This is a genomic window from Arthrobacter sp. E1SS-5 (assembly GCF_057073715.1).
Genome location: NZ_CP172703.1, coordinates 3546628 through 3560509, shown reverse-complemented (window position 1 = coordinate 3560509; position 13882 = coordinate 3546628). Strand labels below are relative to the sequence as shown.

General features: G+C 68.5%; 11 protein-coding genes. 7 read left to right on the top strand and 4 right to left on the bottom strand.

Annotation, left to right across the window (positions count from 1 at the left end; all coding sequences use genetic code 11):
- The first annotated feature begins 7 nt into the window (after positions 1–7).
- Entirely contained in the window at positions 8–1219 is a 1212-nt protein-coding gene (locus ACIGJD_RS16650) for an acetoin utilization protein AcuC (RefSeq protein ID WP_483687132.1), read from the top strand.
- 67 nt (positions 1220–1286) lie between these two features.
- Positions 1287–1898 (top strand): ArsR/SmtB family transcription factor, encoded by a 612-nt coding sequence (locus ACIGJD_RS16645; protein WP_483687131.1) that lies wholly within the window; start codon positions 1287–1289, stop codon positions 1896–1898.
- 3 nt (positions 1899–1901) lie between these two features.
- Here ACIGJD_RS16645 and ACIGJD_RS16640 read toward each other — a convergent pair whose 3' ends face one another.
- Together ACIGJD_RS16640 and ACIGJD_RS16635 are read right to left on the bottom strand one after the other, a co-directional pair.
- Positions 1902–3239: an alpha-hydroxy acid oxidase gene (locus ACIGJD_RS16640; RefSeq protein WP_483687130.1), complete on the bottom strand. Its 1338-nt coding sequence runs from the start codon at positions 3237–3239 to the stop codon at positions 1902–1904.
- An 87-nt stretch (positions 3240–3326) separates the two neighbouring features.
- Positions 3327–4361 (bottom strand): LacI family DNA-binding transcriptional regulator, encoded by a 1035-nt coding sequence (locus ACIGJD_RS16635; protein WP_483687129.1) that lies wholly within the window; start codon positions 4359–4361, stop codon positions 3327–3329.
- A 349-nt stretch (positions 4362–4710) separates the two neighbouring features.
- Here ACIGJD_RS16635 and ACIGJD_RS16630 point away from each other — a divergent pair, with 349 nt between their 5' ends.
- Genes ACIGJD_RS16630 through ACIGJD_RS16610 form a run of 5 tightly spaced genes read left to right on the top strand, consistent with a single transcriptional unit; the run spans position 4711 to position 10630 of the window.
- Positions 4711–6162 carry a Gfo/Idh/MocA family protein gene (locus ACIGJD_RS16630; protein WP_483687128.1) on the top strand — a complete coding sequence of 484 codons (1452 nt, stop codon included), beginning with the start codon at positions 4711–4713 and terminating at the stop codon, positions 6160–6162.
- Between the two features lie 9 nt (positions 6163–6171).
- A complete protein-coding gene (locus ACIGJD_RS16625; protein WP_483687127.1) occupies positions 6172–7128 on the top strand; it encodes an NAD-dependent epimerase/dehydratase family protein in 957 nt (318 codons plus the stop codon).
- Positions 7125–8030 carry a 5-dehydro-4-deoxyglucarate dehydratase gene (locus ACIGJD_RS16620; RefSeq protein ID WP_483687126.1) on the top strand — a complete coding sequence of 302 codons (906 nt, stop codon included), beginning with the start codon at positions 7125–7127 and terminating at the stop codon, positions 8028–8030. The genes ACIGJD_RS16625 and ACIGJD_RS16620 overlap by 4 nt, the downstream gene beginning before the upstream one ends.
- Complete coding sequence (locus ACIGJD_RS16615; protein WP_483687125.1) at positions 8030–9136, top strand: mandelate racemase/muconate lactonizing enzyme family protein; 1107 nt, start codon at positions 8030–8032, stop codon at positions 9134–9136. Before ACIGJD_RS16620 ends, ACIGJD_RS16615 begins: the two co-directional genes overlap by 1 nt.
- A 42-nt stretch (positions 9137–9178) precedes the next feature.
- Positions 9179–10630, top strand: coding sequence for an aldehyde dehydrogenase (NADP(+)) (locus tag ACIGJD_RS16610; protein ID WP_483687124.1), 1452 nt, complete (start codon positions 9179–9181; stop codon positions 10628–10630).
- A gap of 64 nt (positions 10631–10694) precedes the next feature.
- Here the strand turns inward: ACIGJD_RS16610 and ACIGJD_RS16605 are convergent, their stop codons facing one another.
- The gene (locus tag ACIGJD_RS16605; RefSeq protein WP_483687123.1) at positions 10695–11810 is read right to left on the bottom strand and encodes a M24 family metallopeptidase; all 1116 of its coding nucleotides are present in this window, start codon (positions 11808–11810) and stop codon (positions 10695–10697) included.
- Complete coding sequence (locus ACIGJD_RS16600) at positions 11807–13843, bottom strand: DUF6807 family protein (RefSeq protein WP_483687122.1); 2037 nt, start codon at positions 13841–13843, stop codon at positions 11807–11809. The genes ACIGJD_RS16605 and ACIGJD_RS16600 overlap by 4 nt, the downstream gene beginning before the upstream one ends.
- Positions 13844–13882: the final 39 nt, after the last annotated feature.

Sequence of the window (13882 nt, the reverse complement as noted above, 5' to 3'; positions counted from 1 at the left end):
GTGATTGATGACATACCTGCCCGGCCTCAGCCAACCCGCGCCGCCAACGGTGGTGGCGTGGAGTCCTGACATGACAGCCTACAACTTCGGCCCGGGCCACCCCATGGCGCCGGAGCGGATGGAGCTGACGGCCCGCCTGGCCGGAAGCCTGGGGATCTTCGACCTTGACCACGTCGAGGTGGCTCCACCCGAGGTGGCAACGGACACTGAACTGGAGTGCGTCCATTCGCCCGACTACGTCGCGGCGGTGCGCCGCGTCAGCGACGACCCTTCGCAGCCGGATGAGTCGCGCGGGCTGGGAACCGAGGACGATCCAGCCTTTGCCGGCATGCATGAAGCCGCTGCGCGCCTGGCCGGCGGCTCCCTGCTCGCAGCCCAGCGGGTGCTGGAGGGTTCTGCCGTGCATGCCGTGAACTTCGGCGGCGGCATGCACCACGCGGCCCGGGAGCGGGCCAGCGGGTTCTGCATCTACAACGATGCTGCGATCGCTGTGCAGAGACTGCTCGACGGCGGCGTGCGCAAGGTGGCGTACATCGATGTTGACGCCCACCATGGGGACGGCACGCAGAACATCTTCTGGGACGATCCCAGGGTGCTCACCATCTCGCTGCACGAAACGGGCCTGACCCTCTTCCCCGGCACCGGGTTCGCCAATGAAATCGGCGGGCCCGCCGCCGAGGGCACGGCCGTGAACGTCGCGCTGCCCGCAGGCACATCCGACGCCGGCTGGCTGCGCGCCTTCTATGCCGTGGTGCCGCAACTGGTGGGTGCCTTCGAACCGGAGGTGGTCGTGAGCCAGCACGGCTGCGACTCGCACCGCAGCGACCCCCTCACGCACCTCAACCTGAGCGTGGACGGACAACGGGAGGCAGCAAACGCCGTCGCGCATCTGGCCGAGCGGTACTGCGGCGGACGCTGGATCGCCACTGGCGGCGGAGGGTACAACGTGCTGGACGTGGTGCCGCGCGCCTGGAGCCATCTGGTGGCCATCGCCGCGGGGCGGCCCGTGCCGTTGCGGACACCTGTGCCCGAGGTTTGGCGGCAGTACGTGGCGGAGAAGTTCGGCAGGGAAGCGCCCGCCCTCATGGGCGACGACGTGGAGCTGTGGTGGCGTTCCTGGGAAGTGGGCTTCGACCCGAATGACGCGGTGGACCGTACGGTGATGGCCACACGCAAGGCGGTGTTCCCGTTGCACGGCCTGGATCCCTGGTTCGACTAGCCGGCCCGACCTGCGGCAGCCGAAATAGTTGATGCCTTTCGGCGTATATGTCGCTAGGGTGGGAGGCATGGTGACAGACGACGTATTTGCCGTCATAGCGGAATCCACGCGGCGGGACATCCTGGTGGCCCTCCGTGCAGGAGACAAAGCCGTGGGGGAACTGGTGGAGGAACTGGCGGCGAGCCAGCCCACCATTTCCAAGCACCTGAAAGTCCTCCGCGAAGCGCAACTGGTCAGCATGCGTGCGCAGGGCCAGAAGCGGTACTACGCCTTGAACCGGGGCCCGCTGGAGGGCATCGCCACCTGGCTGGAAACGTTCGACGTCGGCCCCGGCGCCAAAGCCGGCGCGTCACCAGCCGGGGCGGACCGGGCAGCCGCCGGCCAGGCAGTCCCCTCCCACCTGCGGGAGGGCGTCGCCGCTGCGGCGGCATCGCTGCCGCCCGCCCCACGGCCCCTGGAACCCGCGCAGCCGGCCAGGGAGGAAACCCCGGCGCCTGTCCTGGTGCGGGACGGCGCCGAGCTGAGCCCCGCCGTCGTGATTCCCGGCGGAACCGCCGCGCCGCTGAGCGATGACAGCGTTCCGCAGCAGATCGGACGCACCGTTGGCCGCGCCGCCACCAAGGCTGCCGACCTGCTGGCGAACCTTCCCAACCTGCCCAAGTTCGGGCGCAAGAAGTAGGGGTTACTTTCCCAACAACCGCACGTGGTTCGGGGTCAGCTCGGAAACCCGGCTGACGCCCAGCAGGGCCATGGTGCGGGCCATATCCTTCTCCAGGATCTGGAGGGTGCGGTCCACACCGGCCCGGCCGCCCGCCATCAGGCCGTAAAGGTATGCGCGGCCGATCAGGGTGAAGTCCGCTCCCAGGGCCAGCGCGGCAACGATGTCCGCGCCGCTCATGATGCCGGTGTCCAGGATGATGGCGGCATCGGTGTTGTCGGTGGTGAAAGCCTGCTTGACCTCGGGGAGCAGGTGGAACGGGATGGGGGCCCGGTCCAGTTGGCGGCCGCCGTGGTTGGAGAGGACCACCCCGTCGGCGCCGTGGTCCACCACGCGGCGGGCGTCCTCCACGGTCTGGATGCCCTTGACCACCAGCTTGCCCTTCCAGGTTTCGCGCAGCCAGTCCAGGTCCCCGAACGTGAGCGTGGGATCGAACATGGAGTTGATCAGGTCCGCCACAGTGCCCGTGTAGCGGGACAGCGAGGCGAACGTCAGCGGCTCGTGGGTGAGGAAGTTGAACCACCAGGCCGGGCGGTAGGAAGCGTCGAGGACGGTCTTCAGGGTCAGGGCGGGCGGGATGGTCATGCCGTTGCGGACGTCGCGGAGGCGGGCGCCTGCCACGGCGGTGTCCACGGTGACCATGAGGGTGTCGTTGCCCGCCTTGGCGGCACGATCGATGAGTTCCAGCGAGCGGTCGCGGTCCGTCCACAGGTACAGCTGGAACCAGTTGCGGCCGTTGGGAGCAGCCTCGGCGACGTCCTCAAGGGAGGCTGTGCCCATGGTGGACAGGGTGTAGGGGATGCCTGCAGCCTCGGCGGCCTGCGATCCGGCATATTCACCCTCGGACTGCATCATGCGGGTGAATCCGGTGGGGGCGATGCCCACGGGCAGGCGGGAGGGCTTACCCAGGATCTCGGTGCTTAGGTCGATCGCGGAGACGTTCCGCAGGATGCCCGGCCGGAACTCGATGTCCAGGAACGCCTGGCGGGCGCGGCGGAGCGTGATCTCATCCTCGGCCGCGCCGTCGGTGTAGTCGAAAGGCGCTTTGGGCGTGCGGCGCTTGGCGATGTCGCGGAGCTCCCAGATGGTGCTGGCCCGCTTCAACCGGGCTTCCCTGCTGAATTCCGGCTTCTTGAACTGCATCAGGGGCGCCAGGTCCGAGTACTTGGGGACGCGGCGCTTGAGTGCTGCGGGCAGGGCGGACGACGACGGAGCCTTGGCGGGTGCCGGGGCTGCGGGGATGTCCGTGGCGTCCGGAGCCGGGGTAGCCTCCGGGTTGTTGGGCTGGACGGTGTGGGTCATGGCTCCTCCTCTGGGAGTGGGTAGCTTGGCGAGGTGGCAGTTCGCGGCAGTGCCGGCCGGCGTGACTGCCGCCGATGTCATAGGGGGTCAGCCGTGGACCGTGCTGCGCGGCGCCTTGGCGGGGCCAGTGCTGGCCCTCACTTCCAGGCGCGGCTGATAGCGGCTGCCGGATGTTTCGTTCCCTTCCTTGCGGATCAGCGCCCGGAGCTGGTGCCAGGCCTGCTCGCCCAGTTCGCTGATGGGAACCGCGCCTGTGGTGAGTGCCGGCGTGGTGTACCTGGCAAAGGGGATGTCGTCGAAGCCGGTGACGGAGATGTCTCCGGGGACGTCCAGGCCGCGTTCGTGCAGGCCGCTCATCAGGCCCATGGCCACCAGGTCGTTGAAGGCCAGGATGCCGGTGGCCCCGCTCGCCAGGACGGCATCCACCGCTTCGTGGCCGGTATCGAAGTCCGAGCCGCCCTCAAGCATGGTCACCTCAACCTCCGGGTGGGCGGCCTTGAAGGCCTCCAGGCCCCTGAGCCGCATGTCGTTGGAGGCACTGCGGGGCGGGCCGGCGAGGAAGGCCAGGCGGGTGTGCCCCAGTTCCACCAGGTGCCCGGCGATGTCCTGCACGCCCTGGCCGTAGTCCACCACCAGGCTGGGCACGCCCGGGGTGGCGGTAGTGCGGTTGATCAGTACCAGCGGGTGCAGGGAGGGAGCGATCTCCTCCAGTTCCGCATCGGACATGCGCGGGGCGCACAGGACCAGACCGTCACACCGCCGGCGGGCTTCGCCGGCCAGGATGGACTCTTCGCTGGAAACTTCGAACGAGTCCGCAATGAGGACCCGGTAGCCGTCCTGGGCTGCGGCACGGCTGAGGCCGCGGAGGATCTCCTGGAAGGTGGGATTGGCCAGGTCCGGCACCACGATGCCGATAGTGTCCGTCTTGCCGAGGGCCAGGCTGCGCCCCACCGGGTTGGGCTGGTACTTCAGTTCCGCGGCGGCGGCACGGACCCTGGCTGCAATGTCCGGATCCACGGTGAAGTTCCCGTTCATGACGCGGGAGACGGTGGCATGGGAAACTCCCGCCTTTACGGCGACGTCCGCAATACCGATCCGGCCGCTTGCCGATTTCCTGGCCATAGGGAACCCTTCTTTTACGCCGCCCGGCCGCGCCCTCCGGAACAGTGGGTGACCGGAAGTTCGCAGGCCGGAAGGCAGGTGCTTTGAAGGACAGCATATACGGCTTCGGGAAAGCGATTTCTTTCTTTTCCCGCTGTTTTCCCGGTCTCGTCGGCAGTCAGGCGGACGGGACGGCTAGAAAACGCTTTCTACCAGCGCTTGGAGTGGTTGACGTAGCGGTCAAGGGATTGATACAACTGCTATAGCGATATGAGAAAACGCTTTCTCGCCTGGTGTCCATGGGCGCCATCGCCGAACGTCAGCGGCCGCTCCCACGGCCGGGTAATGAGCTTTTCGAAAGGGACCCATCATGGTCAACACCGCCGAGACCACTTCGGCCGCAGCTGCCTCCCGGCCCGGCACCGCCGCCGGCACGGACACCGCAGCAGCCACCACCGCCGGGGACGGCCGGAAGGCCCGCATTGCCCTGATCGGCACCGGCGGACGATCCGAGATGTATATCCGTGCCATCTTCGGCAAGCACTCGGACACCGCCGAACTGGTGGCGTTCTCCGACGTGAATCCGGGGCGCGTGGAGTTCTACCAGAAGCTCATCCAGGAACTGGGCGCCCCGGGACCCGTGGCCTCGTTTGAACCGGCGGACCTCACCTCCTTCATCCAGGCCAACAACATCGACCGCATCATCGTCACCACACCGGATTACACCCATGCCGACTACATCGTGGAGGGCCTGCGCGCCGGCGCTGACGTGGTGGTCGAAAAGCCCCTGACCATCGACGCCGAAAGCTGCCGCCGGATCGTCCAGGCCGTCCACGAGACCGGCCGGAACGTGGTGGTCACCTTCAACTACCGCTACTCGCCGCGCAACAGCGCGCTTAAGGAAATCATCCAAAGCGGCGTGATCGGCAAGGTCACCTCCGTCGACTTCAGCTGGGTCCTGGACACGGTCCACGGCGCCGACTACTTCCGCCGCTGGCACCGGGAGAAGAAGAACTCCGGCGGCCTGCTCATCCACAAGGCATCCCACCACTTCGACCTGGTCAACTGGTGGATCGACGACGTCCCGGAGCGGATCTTCGCCTCCGGCGGCCTGAAGTTCTACGGCGACAAAAACGCCGCCGAGCGCGGGTTGGGCCCACGGCCCGAACGCGGAACGCCCGACGCCGACGCCCCCGCCGGGGAAAAGGATCCCTTTGCGCTTGACCTGAGGGAGGATGAGCGGCTCAAGGCCCTCTTCCTGGACAACGAGCACTACGACGGCTATCGCCGCGACCAGGACGTCTTCACGTCCGGCATCACCATCGAGGACAACTTGGCCCTGGTGGTCGAGTACCAGGGCGGCCCGCGCCTGAGCTACTCGCTGAACGCGCACAGCCCCTGGGAGGGGTACCGCGTGGCGGTCAACGGCACCGAGGGGCGGGCCGAGCTCGAGGTGGTGGAACGCGCCGCCGTCCTGCACAGCACGGACCAGAAGACCGTGGTTGACCCCAGCGCCACGCCGGTCGAGGAAGAGGACGCGGTCCGGCGCAACGGCGAGCGCCTGGTGGTGCAGCGCCACTGGGAGGCCGCCTACGAGGTACCCATCATCAACGGTGAGGGCGGCCACGGCGGCGGCGACGAGCTGCTGCTGTCGGACCTCTTCAACGGACCGGGCGAGGATCCGCTGGGCCGCCCCTCCGGCTACCTGGACGGGCTGCGTTCGGTGTCCGTGGGCATTGCCGGCAACCGCTCCCTGGAAACGTCCCTGCCCGTGCGCGTCGAGGACCTGGACCTCGGCGTCGACCTTCGCCGCGGCAAGTAGGAAAAGACCATGAGCAGGATATTTGTCACCGGCGGCGCAGGCCGCCTGGGGCGCAGCGTGGTGGCAGGGCTTGCCCAGGCCGGCCATGAGGTGGTTTCGGTAGACCGCCACGCCGTGCCCGCTGAGCTGCTGCCCGCCGGCGTCGTCCAGGAAACCACAGACCTCCTGGCGCCCGGTGAGGCGTTGCGGCTGATCGGGGCAGCAAAGCCCGACGCCGTCATCCACCTTGCGGCGATCGCGGTCCCGTTCAGCGCTCCGGAGGATGTCATCTTCGGCACCAACACCAGGCTCGCCTTCGTGGTGATCAGCGCCGCGACGGAGCTGAGGGTCCCAAAGATCATCACGGCCAGCAGCCCCACCGTGCTTGGCTACGGGTGCCCCGCAGGGTGGCTGCCGCCGTCGTTCCCCCTTGACGAGCGCACGCCGGCCAAGCCCTGGAACGCCTACGCCCTGTCCAAGCACATCGCCGAACAGACGGTGCAGATGTTTGCCGCCGCGCAGGGGGAGAAGATCCGGTATGCGGCATTCCGGCCGTGCTTCGTGATTTCGCCGGAGGAATGGGAAGGCGCCCCCACCCAGCAGGGTCACACCCTCGCCGAACGGCTGGCGGACCCTGCACTTTCCGCCCCGGCCCTGTTCAACTACGTGGATGCGCGGGACGTGGCGGACTTCCTGGACCTGCTGCTGCAGAAGATGAACGACATTCCCAACGGGGAAACCTTTTTCGTGGGCGCGGCCGACGCACTTGCCACCGCACCCCTTGCGGAACTGATGCCGAAATTCCTGCCGGGCAGCGAAGCACTCAGTGCCGGCCTCACCGGCACCAGTCCCGCGTTCTCCATCGCCAAAGCCCGGGAACTCCTGGGCTGGCAGCCAAAGCGCACGTGGCGAACCGAACTTAAATCCACCCTCAACGACGAGGGCTCCGCGCTGGTTACTGCCGGCGGAGCCAAGGAGACATCATGAAATTCGACGGCGTTCTCTTTTTCCCCGTCACCCCGTTCACGGCCGAAGGTGCCGTTGACGTGGAGCTGCTCAAGGAGCACATCGGTTCACGGCTGCCCTTTGGGCCCGGCGGCGTCTTCCCCGCCTGCGGGACCGGCGAATTCCACGCCTTGAGCATTGATGAGGTCCGCACCGTGGTGGCGGCCGCCGTCGAAGTCGTCGCGGGCAAAGTCCCCGTGGTGGCCGGCGCGGGCGGACCGCTGGGCCACGCGCTCGCCGCGGCCCGTGCTGCTGAGGAGGCCGGCGCGGACGCCCTCCTGGTGCTCCCGCCGTACCTGGTTACGGGCCCGACGGACGGCCTGGTGGCCTACATCGAGGCCGTGGCCAACGCCAGCAGCCTGCCGGTCATCGTCTACCACCGCGGCAACGCAAAATTCACCGCCGCGTCCATGGCCAAACTTGCCGCCAACCCAAAGGTCATCGGCTTCAAGGATGGCCTGGGTGACGTTGGCCTGGCGCAGGAGATCGTGACCGCCGTCCGCGCCGCCGGCCGTGAAGACTTCGCGTTCTTTAACGGCCTGCTGACGGCTGAATTGACCCAGGGCGCCTACCGCGGCCTGGGCATCCCGCTCTACTCCTCGGCGGCGTTCGCCATGGCGCCGGAGATCGCCAAGGCCTACTACGACGCCTACGTCTCCGGTGACGAGGACCGGCGCAACGCCCTGCTCGAAGGTTTCTACGCACCCCTGGTCCGCCTGCGCGACCAAACCCCCGGGTTCGGCGTTTCGCTGATCAAGGCCGGCTTGCGGTTGGCTGGCCTGCCGGTCGGTTCAGTGCGCCCGCCGCTGGTGGACCCCACTGAGGAACAGCTGGTGGAGCTCAAGGCCATCCTGGCCAAGGGCCACGAGCTGGCCGGCAGCTGATGAGCGCTCCTGCGGCCGAATTCGTCCGCACCGTTCCCCGCATCACCGGCCTGGCCACGCGGCTCCTCACCGTTCCGCTGCGCCGGCACTGGGGAGCGGAGGCGCCGGAGAACCACGTCATCGCCACCGAGCTTTCCACGGACGACGGCGGCACGGGCTTTGGCTTCTCCTGGACGCCCACCATTGGTCCCCAGGCAGTCAAGGCGCTGCTTGACTACGACATCGCCCCTTTCGTCACCGGCCTTCCGGCCGCGCCGGAGACGGTGTGGGATGCGGTGTGGAAACGCCTGCACGAAGCCGGGGGCGGCGGCCTCACCACCATTGCCATGGCCGGAGTGGACCTCGCACTGTGGGACCTGCAGGCACGCCGTGCCGGAACCTCGGTCACCGGGTTGCTGGGACAGCGCCAGGACTCGGCGGAGGTGTACGGCTCCGGCGTCAACCTGCACTACACCCTGGACGAGCTGGTGGCCCAGGTTGAACGCTGGGTGGCAGCCGGTCACCAGGCGGTCAAGATCAAGGTGGGCAAGCCGGACATCCGCGAGGACGCCGAGCGGGTTGCAGCGGTGCGCTCCGTCCTGGGCCCGGACCGCAGGCTCATGATTGACGCGAACCAGCGCTGGGACCTGCCCACCACCTTCCGCGCCCTGGATGTGCTGGCCGAATTCGGCCTCGAATGGCTCGAGGAGCCCATCCGCGCGGACGACCTCTGGGCTTACCGGCGGCTGCGGAAGCATTCGCCGGTGCCCATCGCCCTGGGCGAAAACCTGCACACCATCTACCGGTTCCGCGATTTCATTGAGGCGGAAGCGGTGGACATCATCCAGCCCAACGTCATCCGGGTTGGCGGGATCACCCCGTTCCGGCGGATCGTGGAGCTGGCCCGGACCCACAGCATCAAGGTGATGCCGCACCTGCTGCCGGAACTGTCCGGACAGCTGGCACTGACCCTGGCGGAGCCCACCATGGTGGAAGACGTTGAAGAGGCGTCCTTCGAGCAGTTGGGCATCCTGGACGGGCCATCGCCGGTGCGGTTCAGCAACAGCCGGGTGACCCTCGCGGACCACGCCGGGCTGGGTTTCCGCTTCAAGGACAGGCTGCAATGATGAATTTCCAGACGACCTCTATTGGATGGACAGGTTCCTGACGTGACAACTGCAACGCTTTCCCTGACCGACCTCACTGCCGCTGCTGCGGCGGCGGCAAAAATTTCCGCGGCTGCCTCCGACGCCGAACGCGCAGGCTGGCTGAACGCCGTGGCGGACGCCCTGGACGCCAACGCCGCCGAACTGGTGGAGATCGCGGACGCCGAAACCAGCCTGGGGGCCCCGCGCCTGACGGGCGAGGTGGCCCGCACCACCGGGCAGCTGCGGTTGTTCGCCCGCGTGATCACCGAAGGCTCCTACCTGGAAGCCATCATCGACCACGCAGACCCGGGCGCCACCCCGCCCAGGCCTGACCTCCGCCGCATTCTCAAGCCCATCGGCCCGGTAGCTGTCTTCTCGGCCTCCAACTTCCCGTTCGCCTTCTCCGTGGCCGGGGGTGACACGGCTTCGGCACTGGCCGTCGGCTGCTCTGTAATCGTCAAGGCCCACTCGGGCCACCTGCGGCTCTCCGAACGGACCGCGGAGATCGTATCGGAGGCCCTCCGTGGCGCGGGTGCACCGGACGGCCTGTTTGCGCTGGTCCACGGCCGCGAAGTGGGGACAGCCCTGGTACAGGACCCTGCCATCAAGGCAGTGGGTTTCACCGGGTCCATCCCCGGCGGCCGTGCCCTGTTCGACCTCGCCACCTCCCGCCCCGACCCCATCCCGTTCTACGGCGAACTGGGCAGCCTGAACCCCGTGGTCATCACCGCCGCGGCACTGCAGGCCCGCGCCGGGGAACTCGCCGCGGGGCTGGCCGGTTCCTTCACCCTGGGCGCCGGGCAGTTCTGCACCAAGCCGGGGCTGGTCTTCATCCCCGCGGGAACCGACTTTGCCTCCGAGGTGGCCCAGGCCAGCAAGGACAAGCCGGCATTGGGCATGCTCACCACCCGCATCGCCGAGGCCTACCCAGACGGGCTGCGCAGTTTCGCTTCCGTTGACGGCGTGGACGTGGTGGGCGGCAGCGTGGACCAGGACGCCGTGGCCAACGGCGCCGCTCCGGTGGTCTTTTCCACCAGCGCCGCCAAGGTCCTGGAAAGCCCGGAGCAGCTGCTGGAGGAATGCTTCGGACCTACCACCATCCTCATCGGGTACAAGGACCAGGATGAACTGTCGGCTGTCCTGGCCAAGGTCCCGGGCAGCCTCACGGCAACGCTCCACAGCGAGCAGGACGAGGACATCGACGCGCTGGTGGAGCAGCTCTCCGGGCTCGCCGGACGCGTCCTGTTCGCAGGCTGGCCCACCGGCGTGGCCGTGAACTGGGCCCAGCAGCACGGCGGCCCGTACCCGGCCACCACGTCGCTGTTCACCTCTGTGGGTGCGACGGCGGTCCGCAGGTTCCAGCGTCCCGTGGCCTACCAGGACGCTCCGGAAACAGTGCTGCACCCCGCACTGCGCGAGGACAACCCGCTGGGCATCCCGCGCCGGGTGGACGGGGAACTGCAGCTTCCTTGAGCGGCTATACGGAAACCCCGGGACCAAGCGGTCCCGGGGTTTTCTGTATGCCTGACGGAGTGCCCTACAGTTGCAGCGTCACCGGCCGTTCCAGACCGTTGACGGTGGTGGTGGGCCAGCGCGGGTCCACCGTGAGGACGCGGAGCCCGGATTGGGTGAGCTGGACAGTGTCTTCGATCTTGACGCCGGGGCCCGACGGGTTCCAGGTGAAGGCCTGGTCCAGCACCACAGTGTCGGTCACCGAGGCCGTCACCCTGGGATCGCGGCCCGCGTAACCGGCCGGTCCGCCCTGGTGGTGCTGCTCCCACTGGTCCGCCCCAAAGCCGTGCCGGGCGTAAGCCGCCTGGATTTCGGTGAAGATCCTGTCCAGTCGTGTCCCGGGAACGGTGGCATCGAAGATGTCTGCCTCCACGGCCGCGATGCGGGCCTCGGCGTCGCGCTCTTCCGGAGTGCCGGCGTCGAACCTGACCCAGCGGGTGATGTTGGCAACCAAGCCGTCCCGGCGGGCACACACCACGGCCATGGCGCGGCGGCCCAGCGGGGCGTGGGTGGCCAACGGGTGCCGGAAGGTGCTGCGGGAGCTGCCGTTGCACAGGAGCACCAGCGGCTCCGCTCCTGCCGCCACCACCCGGGCGGCCAGCGCCGAAACGAGTTCGAACTCGGTGGTGTCCGGGCTCGCGGCGGAAAGGACGTCCGTCATCATGGCCGCCAGTTCGGCGCTGAGCAGGGAGTACCTTGCACTTTCGGCGGGGAGGAGCTGCTGGCGGGCCGCGCGCAGCTCGGCGGTGACGTCCGATTCGGCCAGCGGGGGCCGGGAGCCAGTGCCGACAGCGGCGGCGGCCTGGTGCACGTTTCCGTACCAGGGGACGGTGTGCAGGTTGACCTGGGCCGGAAGCTCCTCGGCCGCGATCCGCCCCGCCTCATTATTGAATGTCACCAGGTGGTCGCCGTCGCGGTCCACCAGCAGGGCGGCGATGGGGTCGCCGGCCAGGCTGATGTGCACCCGGCTGCCGTCCAGGTACCAGGTCAGGGCAGTGTTGGTGGTGAGGAGCAGCGAATCCCGCCCGGCGGCGTCCAGGATGTCCAGCACACGCCGGCGCTTCGTGGCGCGGTCAGCCCTCGAGGCCGGTGCCCGCCGTACCTCCTGGGGGGGAACGGCTGCGGTTGTTGTTTGCGTCATGACGGGTCCCCCTGGTTGATCAATGCTTCGATGTCGGCGGTGGCCAGGATTCCGTCGGCCACGAAAACGGTGATGTGCCGCCGCACCGGGTTTCCCGGCTCGGCCATGACGGGGCTGTCCCAGGCGAGCGACTGTCCCACGCCGGGGTAGCCGTCCACCCGGACAAACCACGGGTCGGAGCAGCCTTCCTGGGCGACGAACACCAAGGTGGCCGGACCGCCGTCGAACTTTCCTGACCAGGCGAGCCAGGGCGTGACGCTGCCGTGGGTCTCCTGCTCGCCAAGGCTGCTGGGCGTCCACACCGCCGCGTTCCCGCATGCCGGCAGTCGCCAGAAGAAACCGCCGTAGCCACCCTCGAAGCGGCCGTTGGAGCCCGGGCTGCCCAGGCTGACGGGCTTGTCCCCGGCGGGGGACAACGCAAAGTCCAGGGAGAGCCGCCAGGTGGAAGGCGCGACGCCGGACCATGCCCAAGTGCGTTCCTCCACCACGGCGGGGGAGCCGTCGGGGCCGTTCCAGGTAAGCGTCTCCTGCAGCCGGCCCTCGTGTCCGCTGCCGGCGTCGCTCAGGTGTGACGTGGAGACGCTGATGCTGCCGTGGTCGGGGCGCCAGATGTACTGGCCCGCCTCCCGCGTATACGTGCGGCCGCCCCAGAAGTTGGCGCCGTCCACGTCCTGGAGGGCCACCCCCACTCCCAGGTGCCATACGTGGTCCAGCGGCATGTGGTCCGTGACCACGGTGCCGCCGAAGGTCCGGACAGGATGCAGGTAGGGCCTCGGGGAGGAAACCGCGCGGATGTGGCTGCCGTCCTGGTAGTCGGCCACCGGCCGGCCCTCCACGGCCAGCGTCCGTACCGGGGGCAGGGCCCGGGCCCAGGCGACGCCAAGCTCGGCGAACGTTGCCTGCGCCTTGATGGCGCGTCCGATCAGGTCGCTGATGCCCTGGACCACGGGGTGGGCGTCGTCGCCGTCGCCCTCCCAGGAAATGGATGCAGGATCGATCGGGGCCGGCTCGGGGGAGGTGCGGATGGCTTCCAATACAGCGGTGAACGCGCCGGTGTCGTGGAGGGCGCTGAGCAGCGGAGTCCCGGTGGCACGGGCGTCCAGCAGGTTCTCCAGCAGGTCGGTGCGGCCATATGTTTCCCGGCGCTCGCCGTCGGCGGTGGTGATGACCACCTCGTCCCGCGTATAGAACAGGGTGATGTCGCCCAGGGTGCCGTGCACTGTCACGGTGGGATCCTGCTGTTCGGGGGCGCACAGCGTCAGCGCGCACAGCAGGGTGTCTCCGCCGGCCGTGCGGACCCGGAGCACCGAGGTGTCGTCGCTCTCGGTGTCGTTGGCCCGGTACAGGTCGGTTTCCACTGAGGCTACGTCGGCGAGCGCGTGGGCGCCGGCCAGGGACAGGCCGGTGGCAACGGCGTGGGCCAGCGCGTTCGTGGCCACGCCATCCACTACGTCGGTGCCGTCCAGGCTGCGCTTCCCTGCCCAGCGCGAACGCTTGAAGTAGGACTTGGTCCGCAGCCACTGGCCCGTGGCGCTGATGCCCAGGACGGTGCCGATCTCGCCCGCAGCCACTTGGCTTCGGATGGCGGGCAGGGCGTGGGCGCCCAGGCTTTGGAAGCCCACCTGGACCAGGCGTCCGTTCTCACGCGCCGCGGTAAGGACCTGCTCGAACTGCGCCAGCGATGCCACCGGCGGCTTCTCAACATAGACGTCCATCCCGGCTGACAGCGCGGCGACGGCCAGCGGGGCATGGGTCTGGATGGGGGTGGCAAGAATGACGACGTCGGCACCCGGCCGGGCGGCCAGCAGCGCGTTCAGGTCCGGGAACACTGCGACCGACTCGGCCAGGGTGCCCGCCTGCGGCGGGAGGGGATCGGCCACGGCCACCAATTGCAGGGCGCCGGCAGCCTCGAGCCGAACCAGGTTGGCGAGGTGGCGCTCGCCGAAGCCGTGCACGCCCACCAGGGCAACGCGGGGGATGGCTGCGGACGCGGGCTGCTGTTGGGTGGGTTCCGCTGAGTGCTGTGTGGTCACGTAAGTCCTTGTGCTGTTGGAACTTGTGCTGTTGGAAAG

Bases quoted from the DNA above. Each gene is read 5' to 3' on its own strand.
- ACIGJD_RS16625 (WP_483687127.1), top strand. From the start codon at position 6,172: ATGAGCAGGATATTTGTCACCGGCGGCGCAGGCCGCCTGGGGCGCAGC.
- ACIGJD_RS16605 (WP_483687123.1), bottom strand. From the start codon at position 11,810: ATGACGCAAACAACAACCGCAGCCGTTCCCCCCCAGGAGGTACGGCGG.
- ACIGJD_RS16640 (WP_483687130.1), bottom strand. From the start codon at position 3,239: ATGACCCACACCGTCCAGCCCAACAACCCGGAGGCTACCCCGGCTCCG.
- ACIGJD_RS16650 (WP_483687132.1), top strand. From the start codon at position 8: ATGACATACCTGCCCGGCCTCAGCCAACCCGCGCCGCCAACGGTGGTG.
- ACIGJD_RS16635 (WP_483687129.1), bottom strand. From the start codon at position 4,361: ATGGCCAGGAAATCGGCAAGCGGCCGGATCGGTATTGCGGACGTCGCC.
- ACIGJD_RS16620 (WP_483687126.1), top strand. From the start codon at position 7,125: ATGAAATTCGACGGCGTTCTCTTTTTCCCCGTCACCCCGTTCACGGCC.
- ACIGJD_RS16630 (WP_483687128.1), top strand. From the start codon at position 4,711: ATGGTCAACACCGCCGAGACCACTTCGGCCGCAGCTGCCTCCCGGCCC.
- ACIGJD_RS16645 (WP_483687131.1), top strand. From the start codon at position 1,287: ATGGTGACAGACGACGTATTTGCCGTCATAGCGGAATCCACGCGGCGG.
- ACIGJD_RS16615 (WP_483687125.1), top strand. From the start codon at position 8,030: ATGAGCGCTCCTGCGGCCGAATTCGTCCGCACCGTTCCCCGCATCACC.